The sequence below is a fragment of the Idiomarina piscisalsi genome, from assembly GCF_002211765.1.
GTDB lineage: Bacteria > Pseudomonadota > Gammaproteobacteria > Enterobacterales > Alteromonadaceae > Idiomarina > Idiomarina piscisalsi_A.
Map to the genome: position 1 here is coordinate 53,270 of NZ_CP022133.1, position 18,444 is coordinate 71,713.

At 48.6% G+C, this 18,444-nt stretch carries 11 protein-coding genes, 2 tRNA genes and 3 rRNA genes; 12 read left to right on the top strand and 4 right to left on the bottom strand.

What is annotated here, in order from left to right:
* Positions 1-71: 71 nt before the first annotated feature.
* From CEW91_RS00260 to CEW91_RS00270, 3 genes are read left to right on the top strand one after another with little or no spacing between them, the layout of a single operon-like run.
* Positions 72-674: an ImuA family protein gene (locus tag CEW91_RS00260; RefSeq protein WP_088767145.1), complete on the top strand. Its 603-nt coding sequence runs from the start codon at positions 72-74 to the stop codon at positions 672-674.
* Positions 674-2,083, top strand: coding sequence for a Y-family DNA polymerase (locus tag CEW91_RS00265; protein ID WP_088767146.1), 1,410 nt, complete (start codon positions 674-676; stop codon positions 2,081-2,083). Before CEW91_RS00260 ends, CEW91_RS00265 begins: the two co-directional genes overlap by 1 nt.
* A gap of 27 nt (positions 2,084-2,110) precedes the next feature.
* A complete protein-coding gene (locus CEW91_RS00270; protein ID WP_088767147.1) occupies positions 2,111-5,191 on the top strand; it encodes an error-prone DNA polymerase in 3,081 nt (1,026 codons plus the stop codon).
* A gap of 1 nt (position 5,192) precedes the next feature.
* Here CEW91_RS00270 and CEW91_RS00275 read toward each other — a convergent pair whose 3' ends face one another.
* Complete coding sequence (locus tag CEW91_RS00275; protein ID WP_088769318.1) at positions 5,193-5,741, bottom strand: gamma carbonic anhydrase family protein; 549 nt, start codon at positions 5,739-5,741, stop codon at positions 5,193-5,195.
* A 463-nt stretch (positions 5,742-6,204) separates the two neighbouring features.
* Between CEW91_RS00275 and CEW91_RS00280 the strand changes: the two genes are divergently transcribed.
* The 7 genes from CEW91_RS00280 to CEW91_RS00310 all read left to right on the top strand — a co-directional run bounded on the left by CEW91_RS00280 (position 6,205) and on the right by CEW91_RS00310 (position 12,955).
* A 16S ribosomal RNA gene (locus CEW91_RS00280) occupies positions 6,205-7,746 on the top strand.
* Between the two features lie 65 nt (positions 7,747-7,811).
* Positions 7,812-7,888: transfer RNA gene (locus CEW91_RS00285), tRNA-Ile, on the top strand.
* Between the two features lie 115 nt (positions 7,889-8,003).
* Positions 8,004-8,079, top strand: a tRNA-Ala gene (locus CEW91_RS00290).
* Between the two features lie 218 nt (positions 8,080-8,297).
* Positions 8,298-11,181 (top strand): 23S ribosomal RNA (locus CEW91_RS00295).
* Positions 11,182-11,289: 108 nt separating this feature from the next.
* Positions 11,290-11,405 (top strand): 5S ribosomal RNA (gene rrf / locus CEW91_RS00300).
* The 16S, 23S and 5S rRNA genes sit together here with 2 tRNA genes alongside, the layout of an rRNA operon.
* Positions 11,406-11,822: 417 nt before the next feature.
* Positions 11,823-12,371 (top strand): cytochrome b, encoded by a 549-nt coding sequence (locus tag CEW91_RS00305; RefSeq protein WP_088767148.1) that lies wholly within the window; start codon positions 11,823-11,825, stop codon positions 12,369-12,371.
* A gap of 2 nt (positions 12,372-12,373) precedes the next feature.
* Positions 12,374-12,955, top strand: coding sequence for a YceI family protein (locus CEW91_RS00310; RefSeq protein ID WP_088767149.1), 582 nt, complete (start codon positions 12,374-12,376; stop codon positions 12,953-12,955).
* 16 nt (positions 12,956-12,971) lie between these two features.
* Here CEW91_RS00310 and CEW91_RS00315 read toward each other — a convergent pair whose 3' ends face one another.
* From CEW91_RS00315 to hemC, 3 genes are read right to left on the bottom strand one after another with little or no spacing between them, the layout of a single operon-like run.
* Positions 12,972-14,135 (bottom strand): heme biosynthesis HemY N-terminal domain-containing protein, encoded by a 1,164-nt coding sequence (locus CEW91_RS00315; protein ID WP_088767150.1) that lies wholly within the window; start codon positions 14,133-14,135, stop codon positions 12,972-12,974.
* Positions 14,132-16,030 carry a uroporphyrinogen-III C-methyltransferase gene (locus CEW91_RS00320; RefSeq protein ID WP_088767151.1) on the bottom strand — a complete coding sequence of 633 codons (1,899 nt, stop codon included), beginning with the start codon at positions 16,028-16,030 and terminating at the stop codon, positions 14,132-14,134. The genes CEW91_RS00315 and CEW91_RS00320 overlap by 4 nt, the downstream gene beginning before the upstream one ends.
* Positions 16,008-16,946, bottom strand: coding sequence for a hydroxymethylbilane synthase (gene hemC / locus CEW91_RS00325; RefSeq protein WP_088767152.1), 939 nt, complete (start codon positions 16,944-16,946; stop codon positions 16,008-16,010). Before hemC ends, CEW91_RS00320 begins: the two co-directional genes overlap by 23 nt.
* A gap of 90 nt (positions 16,947-17,036) precedes the next feature.
* Here hemC and lptM point away from each other — a divergent pair, with 90 nt between their 5' ends.
* On the top strand, positions 17,037-17,183 hold the full coding sequence (gene lptM / locus CEW91_RS12365) for an LPS translocon maturation chaperone LptM (RefSeq protein ID WP_420038565.1): 147 nt from the start codon (positions 17,037-17,039) through the stop codon (positions 17,181-17,183).
* Positions 17,180-18,442, top strand: a complete 1,263-nt coding sequence (gene lysA / locus CEW91_RS00330; RefSeq protein ID WP_088767153.1) for a diaminopimelate decarboxylase — start codon at positions 17,180-17,182, stop codon at positions 18,440-18,442. Before lptM ends, lysA begins: the two co-directional genes overlap by 4 nt.
* Positions 18,443-18,444: the final 2 nt, after the last annotated feature.

Consider the following 18,444-nt stretch of genomic DNA (forward strand, 5'->3'; position numbering starts at 1 on the left):
GTGCTTTATGTCTGTTGCGAAAGGGTAAAAAATAATGATACTGTATATATGTACAGTATTGAGGGGTTAGTATGCAGCCAAATCTACAGCGACTCATAGAACAAGGGGTTGTTTGGCAAGGGCAGACAAAAGCAGAGCAAACGACCGGCTATGTAAAAACAGGTTTTTCAAAGCTTGATGAACTGTTAGGTGGCGGCTGGCAAACTCCCGGTTTGCATGAGTGGCAATTGAATGACTCATTTTCTGAACAGCGGTTGTTGTTGCCGTTGGCGCAACAAGCTATTGAACAGGGGCTCGCTGTATTCTGGGTGAACCCACCAGCGCAGTTGTCCGCGGCTGGCCTTCATTATCATGACTTAGGTAATGCGATGCATATCGTGGTTGAAGCCAAACAGAGTGATGCGTGCTGGGCACTTGAGCAGATATTGCGAACCAAAAACACCATGGCTTTTGCCTGGCTTTCGCAAAAAGAGACGACGGCCTCAAACGTCCGGCGTTGGTATAAAGCGGCGGAATCCGGGCAAACGGGCATAGTCATTACTGAATTTAGCCATAATCTTGAGGCTCGTCCCTATAGTAACCGATTAAAAGTACGTTTAACGGAAGGTGGTTTCGCTCTGGATATTTTAAAGCGCAAGTCGGGTTGGCCTGTTGAGAATATAGAGTTGAAGTAATGTGGTTATATTGTCATTTCCCCCAATTACAGCTGGATAACTTACTGATATCTCAGCCTGAATTTGCAAAACAGGCGGTAGCGCTTTACCGGGTGAAAAATGGACAATCTCTTATTGAACAAACTAATTTGGTTGCGCAAGAGGCCGGTGTCAGTCGCGGCATTTCCAGTGTTATGGCAATAGCACTTTATGAGGCGTTGTTACTGAAAGAGTATGAAGCAGAAAAAGAAGAAATGCTCCTTTCAGCGGTCGCCGATCACCTTTATCAATGGGCGGCGAAATTGATTTTGGATCCGCCACAAGGAATATACCTAGAGCTGAAGAGCATCGAAAAGCTGTATGGAGGTTTGTCGAATACGGTCAGAACACTGAACTTGGCCGTTCAACAGTTGGGTTTCCAGTGCCAGCGAGCCGTTGCGAAGAATACACTAGCAGCCAGAGTTTTGGCTCAGGCAAACACACCACTGGTTATTAATAAAGCGCAAGCCGAGCGTCAGTTAAAAGATTTATCCATAAAAAATAGCGGGTTGCCGAATAAAACAATTCGGAATTGTTTATCGGTGGGTATTTTTTCCATTGGTGATTTACTGACTATTCCCGCTAGTGATATTGGCCGTCAGTTCGGAAAAGAAACATTGGTGTATGTGCAAGCGTTAAGAGATGACCTGAACATTCAGCGGGCTAATCACTTTTATGAGCCATCAGAATACTTCTTTCAACAAATCGATTTAGTCTCAGAGGTCTCTAATTGGCAAGGCTTGCGTTTCCCTATGAAACGCTTGCTTAATGACTTGGAGAGCTTTTTATACCAACGCCAAAAGGCGGTTCAACATATCACGTTTCAACTTTTCCAACGGGATAACCACTGTACAGAGTTGAGTGTATCAACAGCTACGGCCAGTTGGCGCGCTCAAAGCTTTTGGTCATTGTTGCAACTGAAAATGGAGCGTTCGCCTTTAGCCGCTCCTGTTTTGGAGCTTTCTTTAAAGGCATCCGAGTTCTCGCAACTGAGTGCAAAAAGTCAGCACTTTTTTCATGAGGCTCAGGATACCCAGAGCTTATTTCCGCTTATTGGCAAGTTACAGGTGAAACTGGGCGAGCGTGCGGTTTATACCCCGGCCATTAGCGATGATCCCAGACCCGGTTTTAATGAATGTCGACAGCCACCCTGCCGTTCCCAAGCGCCCTCTATAACGCCAATTAAGAGACCTCTTTGGTTACAACGAGAGCCACAGTCAGTCAATTTGAATGAATGGCGTTTACAGGAGGGACCAGAAAGAAAACATTGTGGTTGGTGGGACTCTCAGCCTATACAGCGGGATTACTGGTTAGCGATGGATACACAGCATCGCAAAGGTTGGCTTTTCTATGAGTCAGGGCATTGGTATTTGCAGGGCTGGTTTAGCTGAGCTGCCGGTGAAACGTGAGGCTGAATTATGGCGTTCGCAGAGTTACATGCACTGAGTCATTACAGTTTTCTGCGCTCATCCGCTGCGCCGGAAGCTTTAGTGCGCCGGGCGGATGAATTGGAGTACGCCGCTATAGCCATTACCGATGAGTGCTCTGTTGCTGGGGTGGTAAAAGCTTACGAAGAAGCCCAGCAGCGAGACATTAAACTGATTATAGGCAGCGAGTTTCGTATTGCTGATTACGGCACTTTTGTTGTTATTGCGCCAACCCGGGATGCCTATGCTGAGTTGAGTCAGAAAATTACCGAGTTTCGGGGGCGCTCAAAGAAGGGTCACTATCAGGCAAGCATAGATGATTTCTTCTCTGGTTTTGGTGAGTGCCTATTATTATGGCTTCCTGACCTTCGCCAACCGCAATTAGTGGCAACTGGGAAAAAGCTTAGCAGCGTCTGGTCGTCACGGTTTTGGCTATTGTATGAACGTCACTATCAGGCCGATGACAGTGAAACATTCAGCGCACTAGTGGAACTTAAGAAGTCGCTGCATGCAAAAGTGGTCTGTGCAACCGGTGTGGTGATGGCCGCAGAACACGAACAGCCACTGCTGGATACTATGCGAGCCATAGGTAGTGGCCAAAACCTATACGAAAATAGTGGGGTCGCAAGTGCCAATGCAGAACGTCACCTGCGGAGCCTGCAAGAGTTAAAACAATGCTATCCCGCCGCATGGATGAAAGAGTCTGTGGATATTGCAGAGCAATGCCGCTTTTGTTTGTCCGAACTTCGTTATGAATACCCTGCGGAGCTTACCCCAAGAGGCATGTCCGCGACCCATTACCTACGACAGCTAACAGAAGATGGGGCTCGGCGACGTTACCCGGAAGGTATTCCTGAAAGCGTTCAAGCACAGTATGAGAAAGAGCTGGCACTTATACGGGAAATGCAATACGAAGCATTTTTTCTAACCATCTACGACCTGGTTCAGTTTGCCAGTAACCAAGGTATTTTATATCAGGGGCGAGGCTCAGCGGCTAACTCGGTAGTTTGCTTTTGTTTAGGCATTACTGCAGTTAACCCATCGCAAATTGAAGTGCTGTTCGAGCGGTTTATTTCTAAGGAGCGTAACGAACCGCCGGACATTGATGTCGACTTTGAACACGAGCGCCGGGAAGAAATCATTCAGTATATTTACCAGAAATACACTCGAAAGCGAGCTGCATTGGCGGCAACAGTGATTACTTATCGGTTTAAAAGCGCCTTCCGTGATGTAGGCAAAGCATTGGGCTTTTCTGAGCAACAATTGCAGTTTTACAGCCAAAACCTAGATACCAGAGATAAAGAAGACAGTTGGCAGGAGCAGCTAATACAGCAACATCCAGGTGTGTTTCGGTCTAAAAAAGGCACACTACTGTTGTCATTGGTTGAACAGCTAAAAGGGACGCCACGACATTTGTCTCAGCATGTTGGTGGTTTTGTTATAGCTTCTGACGATGTTGCCCGGTTAGTGCCGGTGGAAAATGCGTCCATGCCCGAGCGCACTGTTATTCAGTGGGATAAGACCGACTTAGAAACACTGGGTCTTTTAAAGGTCGATGTGCTGGCGCTGGGTATGCTCACTGCCTTACGAAAGATGCTGGCGCTAGTGAATGAAAAAGGCTTAATCGATAGTCAGCCGTTAACACTTGCTCGTATCCCACAAGAAGATCAACGCGTTTATCAGCAGCTGCACCAAGCCGATTCTATGGGCATTTTCCAAATTGAGTCGAGAGCTCAAATGACGATGTTGCCAAGGCTGAAGCCCAAAACGTTTTACGACTTGGTGATTCAAATAGCTATCGTCAGACCGGGCCCTATTCAGGGCGATATGGTTCACCCTTATTTGCGACGTAGAGATGGTCTTGAGCAAGTCGATTACCCGAGCAGAGAAGTGAAGTCGGTATTAAAGCGCACGTTAGGCGTTCCTATTTTTCAGGAGCAAGTTATTAAACTGGCTATGGTTGCGGCGGGCTTTACTGGTGGAGAGGCTGATCAGCTGCGCCGGGCTATGGCCTCTTGGGGGAAGCGGGGGCAACTGACGCATTTCGAGCATAAGCTTATAAAAGGAATGCTGGAGCGAGGCTATACGCGGGACTTTGCAGAGCGCTTATTTCGGCAAATTTGTGGTTTCGGGCAGTACGGCTTCCCTGAGTCCCATTCTGCCAGTTTTGCCAACCTTGCCTATGCGTCAGCCTGGTTTAAAACGCATTATCCTGCCGCATTTTATGTCGGTTTACTGAATAGCTTGCCGATGGGCTTCTATTCAGCATCGCAGTTGGTACAGGACGGGCAGCGACACCGCGTGACATTTTTACCGGCTGATATAAATCATAGCCAGTGGGACTACGAGTGGCTTAGCGATAACCCTAATGTTGTCAGAATTGGACTGCGGCAAATAAAGAGCCTGTCGGAGTCTCGCCTGAAAGAGGCGTTAAAAAGCCGGCCCGAATCAGGCTTTAAAGGACTCAAAAGCTTAGAAGATGCTGGATTGAATAAGTTCGATATTCAGGCTCTGGCTAAAGCAGACGCGTTACGAAGTGTTTTAGGTCATCGGTATCAGGCTCACTGGGAAAGTCTCAGCGAAAGGGACGATCAAATGCCGTTATTTGCTCACGTACAAGAGGTCTCTAGCCGTGAGGTACAAGCACCACAAGAAGTCGAAGACATAAAGGCCGACTATGAAACACAGGGGCTCAGCTTAAGACGACACCCCATTACCTTATTAAGGGCGCACTCAAAAGAATTAAGTCGATGCGTTGTTGCTGAAGAGTTAGCTGGCTGTCGCTCTGGTCAGGTATTATCCGTAGCGGGTTTAGTGACTTGTCGGCAGCGACCGGGTACAAGTAGTGGCGTCACCTTTTTTACCTTAGAAGATGAAACGGGGAACATCAATGTCGTGGTGTGGGCGCATACAGCTAGGCAGTTTAGGCAAGCCTATTTAACCAGCAAGCTGTTATGGGTAAAAGGTGTTGTCGAAATTAAATCGGGCGTCGTTCATGTTATAGCGGGGAGGTTAAAAGACTTAACCTCCCTACTCAACATAGAACGCATTGATAACCGACGGTTTCACTGAATTAGGAAACAGGACTTACTTGCAGTAAGTAGTCATCTTTTAAGTCGACGTAGTTTTGCGCGGACTGACTGAGAAACGCAGCCTCGCCTTTATTGAGTTTGCGTTTCTTTTCGACCGGGCTTCCGACATATAAGTACCCACTTTCAAGACGCTTGCCCGGCGGTACAAGACTCCCGGCACCAATAATCACATCATCCTCGACAATAACATCGTCCATAATAACTGCAGACATACCTACGAGTATACGGTTACCGAGTTGGCAGCCGTGAAGCATACAATGATGCCCTACGGTAACTTCATCACCAATAATTAGAGGGTGGCCATCTGGATTTGATGGTGACTTACGGGTCACGTGTAATACGGTTCCGTCCTGAATATTGGTTCTTTTGCCAATGCTTATTGAGTTCACATCACCCCGGGCAGCAACCATGGGCCAGACACTGCTGTCGTCCCCCAGCGTTACATTGCCTACGATAACCGCACTTGGATCTAAATAGACGCGTTCGCCAATTATAGGCTCATGCTCCTGATAACTGCGTAAGTCTGCCATATTGGGCTCCAACGTTAATAAAGCGTTACTCATTTTATAGCAGATGATGCGAGTAAGATCATGCATCGCCTTATTCTGCACATAAAAACAGCGTGTTGCTGAAACTTTACGCAGTCAGCAAAAAAACAGTTAAAAAGGCATAAAAAGCGCTTGACGGTGAGAGTTAAACCTCTAAAATGCGCTCCACGTTCGAGGCAGGCAACGAAGCCGCCGAAAACCTAAGTTTTCTAAAAAATCTTTTTTCAAAAAAGTATTGACGGAAAACACACGGTGTGTAGAATACGCACCTCTCGCAGCCAAGGCTGCTGAGAAACGCTCTTTAACAATTATATCAAGCCAAGCAAACTGTGTGGGCACTTGCAGAAGTTACGCAAAACAGAAATATGTATTGCAACTTTTGAATGAGTGTTCAGCTACATTAAGTAGCAAAACGCGTAATTCATTGAGTTGATTGAACTGCTTTTAATTGAAGAGTTTGATCATGGCTCAGATTGAACGCTGGCGGCAGGCCTAACACATGCAAGTCGAGCGGTAACAGAGAGAAGCTTGCTTCTCTGCTGACGAGCGGCGGACGGGTGAGTAATACTTGGGAATTTGCCTTTAGGCGGGGGACAACCACTGGAAACGGTGGCTAATACCGCATAATGTCTACGGACCAAAGTGGGGGACCTTCGGGCCTCACACCTAAAGATGAGCCCAAGCGGGATTAGCTAGTTGGTGAGGTAAAGGCTCACCAAGGCGACGATCCCTAGCTGTTCTGAGAGGATGATCAGCCACACTGGGACTGAGACACGGCCCAGACTCCTACGGGAGGCAGCAGTGGGGAATATTGCACAATGGGCGCAAGCCTGATGCAGCCATGCCGCGTGTGTGAAGAAGGCCTTCGGGTTGTAAAGCACTTTCAGTGGTGAGGAAAGGGTGATAGTTAATAGCTATCACAGTTGACGTTAGCCACAGAAGAAGCACCGGCTAACTCCGTGCCAGCAGCCGCGGTAATACGGAGGGTGCAAGCGTTAATCGGAATTACTGGGCGTAAAGCGTACGTAGGCGGTGTGTTAAGCTAGATGTGAAAGCCCCGGGCTCAACCTGGGAATTGCATTTAGAACTGGCACGCTAGAGTCCTGAAGAGGGTGGTAGAATTTCCAGTGTAGCGGTGAAATGCGTAGATATTGGAAGGAATACCGGTGGCGAAGGCGGCCACCTGGTCAGAGACTGACGCTGAGGTACGAAAGCGTGGGGAGCAAACAGGATTAGATACCCTGGTAGTCCACGCCGTAAACGATGTCAACTAGTTGTTCGTGTCATTAAGACGTGAGTAACGCAGCTAACGCACTAAGTTGACCGCCTGGGGAGTACGGCCGCAAGGTTAAAACTCAAATGAATTGACGGGGGCCCGCACAAGCGGTGGAGCATGTGGTTTAATTCGATGCAACGCGAAGAACCTTACCATCCCTTGACATCCAGTGAATTTTCCAGAGATGGATTAGTGCCTTCGGGAACACTGAGACAGGTGCTGCATGGCTGTCGTCAGCTCGTGTTGTGAGATGTTGGGTTAAGTCCCGCAACGAGCGCAACCCTTATCCTTAGTTGCCAGCGGTTCGGCCGGGAACTCTGGGGAGACTGCCGGTGATAAACCGGAGGAAGGTGGGGACGACGTCAAGTCATCATGGCCCTTACGGGATGGGCTACACACGTGCTACAATGGCGCGTACAAAGGGCAGCGAACCTGCGAGGGTAAGCGAATCTCATAAAGCGCGTCGTAGTCCGGATTGGAGTCTGCAACTCGACTCCATGAAGTCGGAATCGCTAGTAATCGTGGATCAGAATGCCACGGTGAATACGTTCCCGGGCCTTGTACACACCGCCCGTCACACCATGGGAGTGGGCTGCACCAGAAGTGGTTAGTTTAACCTTCGGGAGAACGATCACCACGGTGTGGTTCATGACTGGGGTGAAGTCGTAACAAGGTAGCCGTAGGGGAACCTGCGGCTGGATCACCTCCTTACATTATTGCGAACGGACGTGAGTGCTCACACAGTTTGCAGGCTTGATATTAAAAGAGAAGAAACTGGGTCTGTAGCTCAGCTGGTTAGAGCGCACCCCTGATAAGGGTGAGGTCGGCAGTTCAAGTCTGCCCAGACCCACCATTTTGAGCGTCTGGGCTGCGTTGGAAAGCCACTTGCATAGCAGGCTATGCGTCGTGCCTTCCCGTCTTGCCAGTCACTCAAAACCCCTTGTCGGGGGTGGTCGAAAGCCCACAACGGGGCCATAGCTCAGCTGGGAGAGCGCCTGCCTTGCACGCAGGAGGTCAGCGGTTCGATCCCGCTTGGCTCCACCACTTCTTCTCTTGTAACCGTTAGCGTTAAGTGTTCTTGGTTAAGAATGTTTACCGGTAACTTTGTGTTACACGCTCTTTAACAACATGGAAAGCTGATTGTAAATAAAGTAAGAAATGCCACTCTACTTGAACAAACCGTAAGGTAGAGGCGTATCGAACTTGTGTACAGCGAGAACAAACAATCTTGGTCATGTATTCCAGACACCTTCGGGTTGTATGGTTAAGTGACTAAGCGTACACGGTGGATGCCTAGGCAGTTGGAGGCGATGAAGGACGTACTAACTTGCGATAAGCCATGACGAGGCAGTAAGAGCCACTTGAGTCATGGATTTCCGAATGGGGCAACCCACTGAGCTTGCTCAGTATCCGGCACTGAATAAAATAGGTGCCAGGAGGCGAACCCGGAGAACTGAAACATCTAAGTACCCGGAGGAAAAGAAATCAACCGAGATTTCCCTAGTAGCGGCGAGCGAACGGGAAGCAGCCCTTAAGCTTTACATGTGCTAACAGAATCTGTTGGGAAGCAGAGCCATAGACGGTGATAGCCCGGTATGTGAAGGTGCATGAAAAGTGAAAACGAGTAGGTCGGGACACGTGTTATCTTGACTGAATATGGGGGGACCATCCTCCAAGGCTAAATACTCCCAACTGACCGATAGTGAACCAGTACCGTGAGGGAAAGGCGAAAAGAACCCCGGCGAGGGGAGTGAAACAGAACCTGAAACCGTGTACGTACAAGCAGTAGGAGCGGACTTGTTCCGTGACTGCGTACCTTTTGTATAATGGGTCAGCGACTTATATTTTGTAGCAAGGTTAACCGTATAGGGTAGCCGTAGGGAAACCGAGTCTTAACTGGGCGTTGAGTTGCAGGGTATAGACCCGAAACCGGGCGATCTAACCATGAGCAGGTTGAAGATTGAGTAACATCAATTGGAGGACCGAACCCACTAATGTTGAAAAATTAGGGGATGACTTGTGGCTAGGAGTGAAAGGCTAATCAAGCCCGGAGATAGCTGGTTCTCCCCGAAATCTATTTAGGTAGAGCCTCGGACGAATACCATTGGGGGTAGAGCACTGTTTGGGCTAGGGGGTCATCCCGACTTACCAACCCCATGCAAACTCCGAATACCAATGAGTACTATCCGGGAGACACACGGCGGGTGCTAACGTCCGTCGTGGAGAGGGAAACAACCCAGACCGCCAGCTAAGGTCCCAAAGTTATGGCTCAGTGGGAAACGATGTGGGAAGGCACAGACAGCTAGGAGGTTGGCTTAGAAGCAGCCACCCTTTAAAGAAAGCGTAATAGCTCACTAGTCGAGTCGGCCTGCGCGGAAGATGTAACGGGGCTAAGCCATACACCGAAGCTGCGGCAGTAGTTTACTACTGGGTAGGGGAGCGTTCTGTAAGCGGATGAAGGTGAATCGAGAGGTTTGCTGGACGTATCAGAAGTGCGAATGCTGACATGAGTAACGATAATGCGGGTGAAAAACCCGCACGCCGGAAGACCAAGGTTTCCTATCCCATGCTAATCAGGGTAGGGTAAGTCGGCCCCTAAGGCGAGGCGGAAACGCGTAGTCGATGGGAAACAGGTTAATATTCCTGTACCGATGTTCATTGCGATGGGGGGACGGAGAAGGCTAGGCAAGCGCGGCGTTGGTTGTCCGCGTGAAAGTGCGTAGGCTGGTGACTTAGGCAAATCCGGGTCGCTAAGGCTGAGACACGAGACGAGCACCTACGGGTGTGAAGTTGCTGGTGCCCTGCTTCCGGGAAAAGCCTCTAAGCTTCAGATGAACATCGACCGTACCCGAAACCGACACAGGTGGTCAGGTAGAGAATACTAAGGCGCTTGAGAGAACTCGGGTGAAGGAACTAGGCAAAATAGTACCGTAACTTCGGGAGAAGGTACGCCGCTGGTGGTGATTGACTTCGCGTCATAAGCTGCTGGCGGTCGCAGTGACCAGGTGGCTGGGACTGTTTATTAAAAACACAGCACTCTGCTAACTCGAAAGAGGACGTATAGGGTGTGACACCTGCCCGGTGCCGGAAGGTTAATTGATGGGGTTAGCTTAGGCGAAGCTCTTGATCGAAGCCCCGGTAAACGGCGGCCGTAACTATAACGGTCCTAAGGTAGCGAAATTCCTTGTCGGGTAAGTTCCGACCTGCACGAATGGTGTAACCATGGCCACGCTGTCTCCACCCGAGACTCAGTGAAATTGAAATCGCAGTGAAGATGCTGTGTACCCGCGGCTAGACGGAAAGACCCCGTGAACCTTTACTACAGCTTGGCACTGAACATTGAACCTACATGTGTAGGATAGGTGGGAGGCTTAGAAGCACTGGCGCTAGTTGGTGTGGAGCCATCCTTGAAATACCACCCTTGTATGTTTGATGTTCTAACATAGGCCCCTTATCGGGGTTGTGGACAGTGCCTGGTGGGTAGTTTGACTGGGGCGGTCTCCTCCCAAAGAGTAACGGAGGAGCACGAAGGTTGGCTAAGTACGGTCGGACATCGTACGGTTAGTGCAATGGCAGAAGCCAGCTTAACTGCGAGACAGACACGTCGAGCAGATACGAAAGTAGGTCATAGTGATCCGGTGGTTCTGAATGGAAGGGCCATCGCTCAACGGATAAAAGGTACTCCGGGGATAACAGGCTGATACCGCCCAAGAGTTCATATCGACGGCGGTGTTTGGCACCTCGATGTCGGCTCATCACATCCTGGGGCTGAAGTCGGTCCCAAGGGTATGGCTGTTCGCCATTTAAAGTGGTACGCGAGCTGGGTTTAGAACGTCGTGAGACAGTTCGGTCCCTATCTGCCGTGGGCGTTTGAGAGTTGAGAGGAGCTGCTCCTAGTACGAGAGGACCGGAGTGGACGAACCTCTGGTGTTCGGGTTGTCACGCCAGTGGCACTGCCCGGTAGCTATGTTCGGAATCGATAACCGCTGAAAGCATCTAAGCGGGAAGCGAGCCTCGAGATAAGCTCTCACTAGCACTTAGAGTGCTCTGAAGGGTCGTTGAAGACTACGACGTTGATAGGCGGGGTGTGGAAGCGTAGTAATGCGTTGAGCTAACCCGTACTAATTGCCCGTGAGACTTAACCATACAACACCGAAGTTGTTTGAGACGTTACGCACAAGCGAGCGACTCTGCTAAGCGGCAAGAGAGTGGCAAATTAGTTAGAATCAGTTTTTTATGTTGTGACAGTTTATGTCTGGCGGCCATAGCGGTGTGGCACCACCTGAATCCATCCCGAACTCAGAAGTGAAACACACCAGCGCCGATGGTAGTGTGGGGTCTCCCCATGTGAGAGTAGGTCACCGCCAGACTTCAAATAAATAACCCCGGTGCAGATGCATCGGGGTTTTTTATTTCTGGTGGTGGCCTACTGAGAGTAGGGTGAAGCGGGTCCCCGGTAAAGCCAACAATTTGGCTTTACCCCGCTGAACAGGTTGAGCTCTGCGAAACCTTGTCCAGACTTCAAATCGAAGAAGCCCTCAGCTGACGCCGGGGGCTTTTTTTATGCCTGCTCCTCTGCCTCTCGGTAGCCTGAGGCGACACTACGTCACCCGCAATGTTAAGCCAGCCCAATGGCTTGCTCATGCTAAAAATCTTAACCAACTCAATTAATGTAATGGCATAACGCCACTATATTCTATGAAATAGAAGATCCCATCCTATTTATAATTAATTTCTAAAGTGAAATATTGAACTAGACTGTATGCATATCAATAAGGAAGGTTTTAATGCTTCAAAACTCGCAACAACGATATGGATTAGTAAGCATCATTATACACTGGCTATCCGCTGTCATAGTGTTTTGTTTATTTGCCCTGGGTTGGTGGATGCTCACGTTAACCTATTACGATCAATGGTATCGATTAGGTCCCTGGTGGCATAAATCATTTGGTATTTGTTTACTGATTATTACCATTCTCCGAGTGTTATGGGTAATAACTAGTACAAAGCCTGCACTACAAGGAACAAAGCTTGAAGTCGTCGGTGCAAAAATTGGACACGGACTGCTGTATCTATTGTTGTTCAGCGTGATGATAAGTGGCTATTTGATCTCAACGGCTGATGGTAGTTCGATATCGGTTTTTGATCTGTTTTCAGTCCCGGCAACGTTAAGTGACATACCTGGTCAAGAAGACATTGCAGGCGAAGTGCATTGGTATTCGGCATTAGCATTGGTGATTCTAGCGGGCGGTCACGCTTTGGCGGCCTTAAAGCACCATTTTATAAATCGAGATACGACTCTGATTCGTATGTTTGGAAAATCAAAGAGGAAATAGTTATGAAAAAGACATTATTAGCAGCGGCTATCGTAAGCACCGCAATGTTCAGTACATCCACATTAGCTGAAGACTATAAAATCGATATTGAAGGTCAGCATGCGTTTATCGAGTTTAAGATTAGTCACCTTGGCTATAGCTGGTTATATGGCCGTTTCAACGACTTTGAGGGTAGCTTTAGCTACGATGAAAACGCCCCTGAAAATGCTTCGGTCAACGTTACTATAGATACTGCCAGCGTAGACACCAACCACGCTGAGCGCGATAAACATTTACGAGGAGAGGATTTCTTAAACGTGTCTGAATTCCCTCAGGCAACATTCAAGAGCACCAAGTACGTGCCTGATGAAGATGATAAAGGCGAAGGTACACTTTATGGTGACTTTACTTTAAATGGCGTTACCAAAGAAATTGCTATTGAAGTTGAGCACGTTGGGGCCGGCGAAGACCCTTGGGGCGGCTTTCGCCGCGGTTTCCACGGCGAAGTTGACTTAACTTTGGCTGACTACAATATCGACTACAACCTTGGCCCAGCTGCTAAAGAAGTTGAGCTGGAGCTTTCAATTGAAGGCATTCGTCAATAAAGCACGCCTGTAAAATTTAGTCTGCTAACGCTTGTTTATAAGCGTTAGCGGCTAATTGGCTATCCCCTAGTGCATAGTACGCATCGCCGAGTAAGCGATAAGTCTTAGCATTTGGCTCTACATCTACCAGCTTTTTAAGAGCCCGTTGGGCTAATGAATAATCTTGATTATCCATTGCGATTAAAGCAAACGCATACAAATAATCTTTATCATCCGGGTTCTGCTTCAGCTTTTCTTGAACGAACTCAACCAGTTTTGCATACTTGCCGTTAAATAACTTCAGCGCATTGACACCTGACGGGTGGATGTCTTCTCTCTTAAGACCTTTCAATATCACTTTTGCAGAGAGCTCTTGCTCACCTAAATGCTTTAACGCAGCAGCATAAGCCAGGCGCGTCGTTGCGTCTCCACGTTGTTTGCTAGAAAGGCTTTGCCAAGCGTCTTTTAGTGCGTCGTTGCCATTACGGCCGATCGATACGAAGTAATCTAAATAGACGTCATACTCCAGTCGCTCAAACTCGGCAGGGCTCAATTCGGCGTGCTGTTTTAGTTTAGGAAGCAGATCTTTAAGGGCTTTATAATTACCCGATGCTTTATAGGCAGTCTTAGCCAGGAAGGCGACATGCGCAGAGTTCGGGTGTTTATCCAGTAGCTCTTGAACTGCTGTATCGGCACTGTGGGGATCGTTATTGACTTGTTGAGAGACTTTTAAAATGCTCAGTAACGTGTCCGAGCCTTTGGCAAAGTCCCCTGCCTCCTCATGCCAGTACTGCGCCTTTCCAGTGTCGTTCGCTAAACAGGATGCCAAGGCTGCCATTGCCGCTGTTTCTTGTATCGGTCGCTTTTTATAGGACGATGCAAAGCGCAATGAGGCTGCTTCTGCAGAATCATCTAGCAATAACCGAATACCTTCTTCATAAAGCTGCTTGGCCTTTCTGTCAGAGCGATTCGAAAACCATGCGGCGCCCCTTTGAGTTTTACTGAGCAGTCGACGCAAAATGGATATGGCAACGGCTGCTATCAAAGCTGCTGCAACAACGACAACAATAAGCCCGACAACGGTTGCTTCAATAGACCAACCAGCAAACTGAATCAGGACATAACCCGCGTTTCCAGACGCAGCAGGGCCTAATACCGCCCCAATAATCAATAAAACAACGAGCGCAATTAACCACTTCATAGCGCATCCCCTTGTTCAATTGCCCGGCTGATAAAGTCCAACGACTCCAAACTCTCGACGGTAGACCGTGTCTTCGGCGCCTTCTCAAGGCTTTCAAGTCGAGTGAGCACATCACGGCTTGCCGCACTGTCGCCTTTTACCTGACTAATGAGTGTTGGCAATTGGCTGATATATCGCTTAAAGAGTTCATCATTACCCTTAAGAGCAGCGTCTTGTGCCAGTGTGAACGTCAGCGAAATACGAGCATTAATTGCGGCTCTGTGTGCTTTGTTTAACAGCGGCTCCGGGTCGGATTCGACAGGCTGAATACGGATAAAGTTATCCAGAAAGTCGTTCCAGTTCGACTCTAAATTGGCTTGCCAACTGTTGCCAGTAGCGGTGTTTTCATTATTATCCGCTTCAATACGGTATTCGTTGTTAATCGTGTCAGGCAAACTGTCGACGCGATCTTGCAAGCCGATTAAGGTCATGACCAAATCGGTGTTATTGGTTGAAGACAGCGCAGTCACTTTTTCGATGTCCTTGGCCAGCAACTCACGAGTGCGAAGTGCTTCGCGGCTGTCCATGCCTGACAGTTGGTTGTCAGCTAAGCGAAGCAGCTTACCAGCCAACTCATAATCTTCCCGTACCCACAGTAGACGAGCCGCCGTTGCGAGCATTTGTTTTATTTCAAGTAAACGCCAATGAGCTGCACGGTCGGCCGGGCTCTGACGCACTTCATCACGCAGACTTTCTAAACCAGAGCGAAGCGCTAAGTAGTCCTCGCGCAATTGCTGTGCCGAGTTAGAGAGCTTATTCAGATCTTGAGAGTTAGGCGTTTCCTGCAACTGACGTTCAAAGTTAGCAAGAGATTGCTCCAACTGTTGAAGGCGATTCTCCAGTGGGTCAATTTTTTCAGGGGTTTGCTGAGCCGACTTCTGCTCTGATGAGGCAACTTGATTGCTATCGTCCGCCGAGAATAGACTCGGGAAACGCGTATACCCATAATAGGCGGCAGCGACTATCGCAATCAAAATAATAAGCCATAGCAACCGCTTAAAAAAACGCCGGCTGCTTTTCTTCGCCGTCACGGTTTCGTCTTTCTCTGTCTCTACTGATGACTCTACGTGTTCTTCGTTTGTCGTGTCTTCGCTGTTCATGTGTGCGTTTCCGTTTGCTACAAGCGCATCTAAAATAATAGCATCTGATGCACTTTCTGTGACTTCGATACTGGCTGATTGTTTAACGGGAATCAAACTTTTCAGGCGCTCACTGGGGACTACCCAATGGCAGCTTTCCAGCCATAGGCTTGCCGATTCCGGTAACTCTGACAAAAAATAGTCCAGTTGCTCGGCGCTCGTGACCACAATGGTGTCGACCGACGATACCCATTTATCCACAACTGAAGCATCTGATAGCGGAACGGGTTGTCGCTCATAAACTTCCCAGTAACTGACATCACCGCCGTGCATTTTCAGGTGTTCTGAAAGCACCTCTCGCCCGCCAATGCCTCTTATAATTAACCACTTTTGACCATTAACATTGTTGAGTTCAGGTAGTGCCAGTAACCCCTCTGATCGATGCGCAAAGGCCGGGCTCGTGACGGGTACATTAAGCTTGTCTGCTGCGTATCTTGCGGTGCTTGATCCCACCGCAAAGTACTGGCTTTGTCTCGCGTTAAAACCACTTGCCAACGCATAATCAACGGCCGTTTTGCTGACTAAAATAATACCGTCCCAGGCGGTTTCATTAACGCGCTGCACCTCACTTTTATCCACTTGCTTGGGTGTAACCCGAACAAAGCTGTGAATAAAGTGAGCTATACCCGCTTTTGTTAGCCCCTCAGATATGTGCTGCGCACGGTCTTCGGGACGTAATAATAAAACGGTCTTATTATTTTTCCGCATCGCTGTCATATATCGCCGACAAAATATCTCCCGCGCCTTTCGCCAGCAAACGCTCAGCTAACTCTGTACCAAGAGCCTCAGCCTCACTCGCAGGACCTTCTATTTCATCACGCAGTACTTGCTTTCCGTCAGGGTCTCCAACCAAGCCACGCAGATAAACACTGTCACCTTTAAGTTCCGCATAAGCACCAATAGGCACCTGGCAGCCGCCTTCTAAGCGACGGTTCATGGCTCGCTCTGCCAATACGCGTATACGCGTTTCCTGACACTGCAGAGGTTGAAGCAGTTGTTTCATGGCGTCATCGTCGCTACGACATTCAATACCGAGTGCGCCCTGCCCATTTGCTGGCAGTGATTGCTCTACGGGAATGAACGATGTAATGCGGTCACCGAGCTCCAGACGAATAAGTCCAGATGCAGCTAAAATAATGGCATCAAACTCACCGTCGTCGAGTTTGCGTAACCGTGTTTGTACGTTACCGCGTAAGTCCTTAATAACCAGATGTGGAAACTGCTCCATAACCTGACAACGGCGGCGCAAACTGCAAGTACCGACAACCGTCCCCTCCGGCATTTCATCTAAGTTGTTGTACTTACCTGAAACAAAGGCATCGCGAGGGTCTTCGCGTTCGCAAATGGTGTGCAGCTCTAAGCCGTCAGGAAACTCAACAGGCAAGTCTTTCATACTGTGCACAGCAATGTCTGCCCGACCTTCAAGCATCGCAACTTCCAGCTCTTTGACAAATAAGCCCTTACCACCAATTTTAGCCAGCGGTGTATCGAGAATAACGTCCCCTTTTGTGGACATAGGCACGAGCTCTACAGTGAGGTCCGGGTGTAGCTCTTCCAGCCGTTGCTGAATGTGCTCTGCCTGCCATAACGCCAGCTTACTTTTACGTGTTGCGATTCTTACAGTTTGAGTCATGGTTTTCCTTACAACGCTTAATGACTTTTTCGGGCTCGGGTGCGATGATAGACACTATAGAACCCTTAAGAGAATAGTCATAGTTTAGCGATGTTTAGTCGAATTGTAATCAAGACGCTGGTATTAACCACGGTTTTTATGATTGTGGTCGGGTGTGGTCAAAAAGGGCCGCTTGAACCTGTGCCAATGCCTGAGAAAAATGACGTGGAAACGGTGCCAACGGATAAAGACGAATGAGTGAGTCTATTTCTTACAAAAATAATCAGCTTCATGTTGAAGATATCGGCTGCCAAAGCTTGGTAGAGCGTTTCGGTTCACCCTTGTATGTGTATTCGAAATCTCAGCTGGTGAATAACTGGCAACAGTTTCAGCAGCACTGGCCGAGTCCTCATAAACTGTGTTACGCGGTTAAAGCCAATAGTAATCTGGCGGTTTTGCAGGTGCTGGCTCATCAAGGCGCTGGTTTTGACATCGTTTCTGGCGGTGAGTTACAGCGTGTGCTTGCGGCCGGCGGTAAGCCAGAAAGCATTGTGTTCTCCGGCGTTGCCAAGTCAAAAGATGAAATTATTTTAGCGCTGGAAACCGGTATTGGTTGCTTTAACGTCGAGTCTGAAGCTGAGCTGGAGCGCATTCAGGATATTGCCGCCGCCATGAATAAGCAGGCGCCGGTGTCGCTCAGAGTGAACCCGGATGTTGATGCAAAAACACATCCGTACATTTCAACTGGAATGAAAGCCAATAAATTCGGTATCGGGATGAAGCAGTCCCGAGCCGTATTTAAGAGGGCTGCGGAGTTACCTAATATTCGGTTGATTGGAGCGGACTGTCATATTGGCTCACAAATTATGACGCCAGAGCCGTTTTTAGATGCCGCCAGGCTAATGTTTGAGTTAGTGTTGGATCTGAAAAAAGAGGGTATTGAGCTAACGCACCTTGATTTAGGCGGTGGTTTTGGTGTGTCGTATCAAAACGAAGCACCTTTGGATAAATCGCATTACCTGACCCAGCTGGTTGAGATGGCAAAGGACTTTCCGGATGTGACGATGATGCTTGAGCCTGGCCGGGCGATAGCCGCAAACGCTGGTGTACTGCTGACGTCGGTGGAATACATTAAAGCATCAGAGGAAAAGCGGTTTGTGTTAGTCGATGCGGGCATGAACGATATGTTGAGACCCTCGTTGTACCAAGCCTGGCATGACATCGTTCCCGTTAAAGAGAAAAATGATGAAGCACCGCAAATTAGCGATATTGTCGGGCCTGTTTGCGAAACCGGTGACTTTCTCGGGCATGCGCGGCATTTGAATGTCGTTCAGGATGATATTCTTGCGGTAAAACATGCCGGCGCTTATGGTTTCACGATGGCGTCAAACTATAATTCGCGCGGGCGACCGGCAGAAGTCATGGTGTCCGGAAATGATGCACGTTTGGTCAGAGAACGTGAAAACTTTGACGATCTTATTCGTGGCGAGCATTTGCTAGATAAGGATTACATCTAATT

Coding starts and splice junctions, on each gene's coding strand:
- hemC (WP_088767152.1), bottom strand. CDS start 16,946: ATGACTCAAACTGTAAGAATCGCAACACGTAAAAGTAAGCTGGCGTTA.
- CEW91_RS00305 (WP_088767148.1), top strand. CDS start 11,823: ATGCTTCAAAACTCGCAACAACGATATGGATTAGTAAGCATCATTATA.
- CEW91_RS00320 (WP_088767151.1), bottom strand. CDS start 16,030: ATGACAGCGATGCGGAAAAATAATAAGACCGTTTTATTATTACGTCCC.
- lysA (WP_088767153.1), top strand. CDS start 17,180: ATGAGTGAGTCTATTTCTTACAAAAATAATCAGCTTCATGTTGAAGAT.
- CEW91_RS00270 (WP_088767147.1), top strand. CDS start 2,111: ATGGCGTTCGCAGAGTTACATGCACTGAGTCATTACAGTTTTCTGCGC.
- CEW91_RS00310 (WP_088767149.1), top strand. CDS start 12,374: ATGAAAAAGACATTATTAGCAGCGGCTATCGTAAGCACCGCAATGTTC.
- CEW91_RS00275 (WP_088769318.1), bottom strand. CDS start 5,741: ATGGCAGACTTACGCAGTTATCAGGAGCATGAGCCTATAATTGGCGAA.
- CEW91_RS00260 (WP_088767145.1), top strand. CDS start 72: ATGCAGCCAAATCTACAGCGACTCATAGAACAAGGGGTTGTTTGGCAA.
- lptM (WP_420038565.1), top strand. CDS start 17,037: ATGTTTAGTCGAATTGTAATCAAGACGCTGGTATTAACCACGGTTTTT.
- CEW91_RS00265 (WP_088767146.1), top strand. CDS start 674: ATGTGGTTATATTGTCATTTCCCCCAATTACAGCTGGATAACTTACTG.
- CEW91_RS00315 (WP_088767150.1), bottom strand. CDS start 14,135: ATGAAGTGGTTAATTGCGCTCGTTGTTTTATTGATTATTGGGGCGGTA.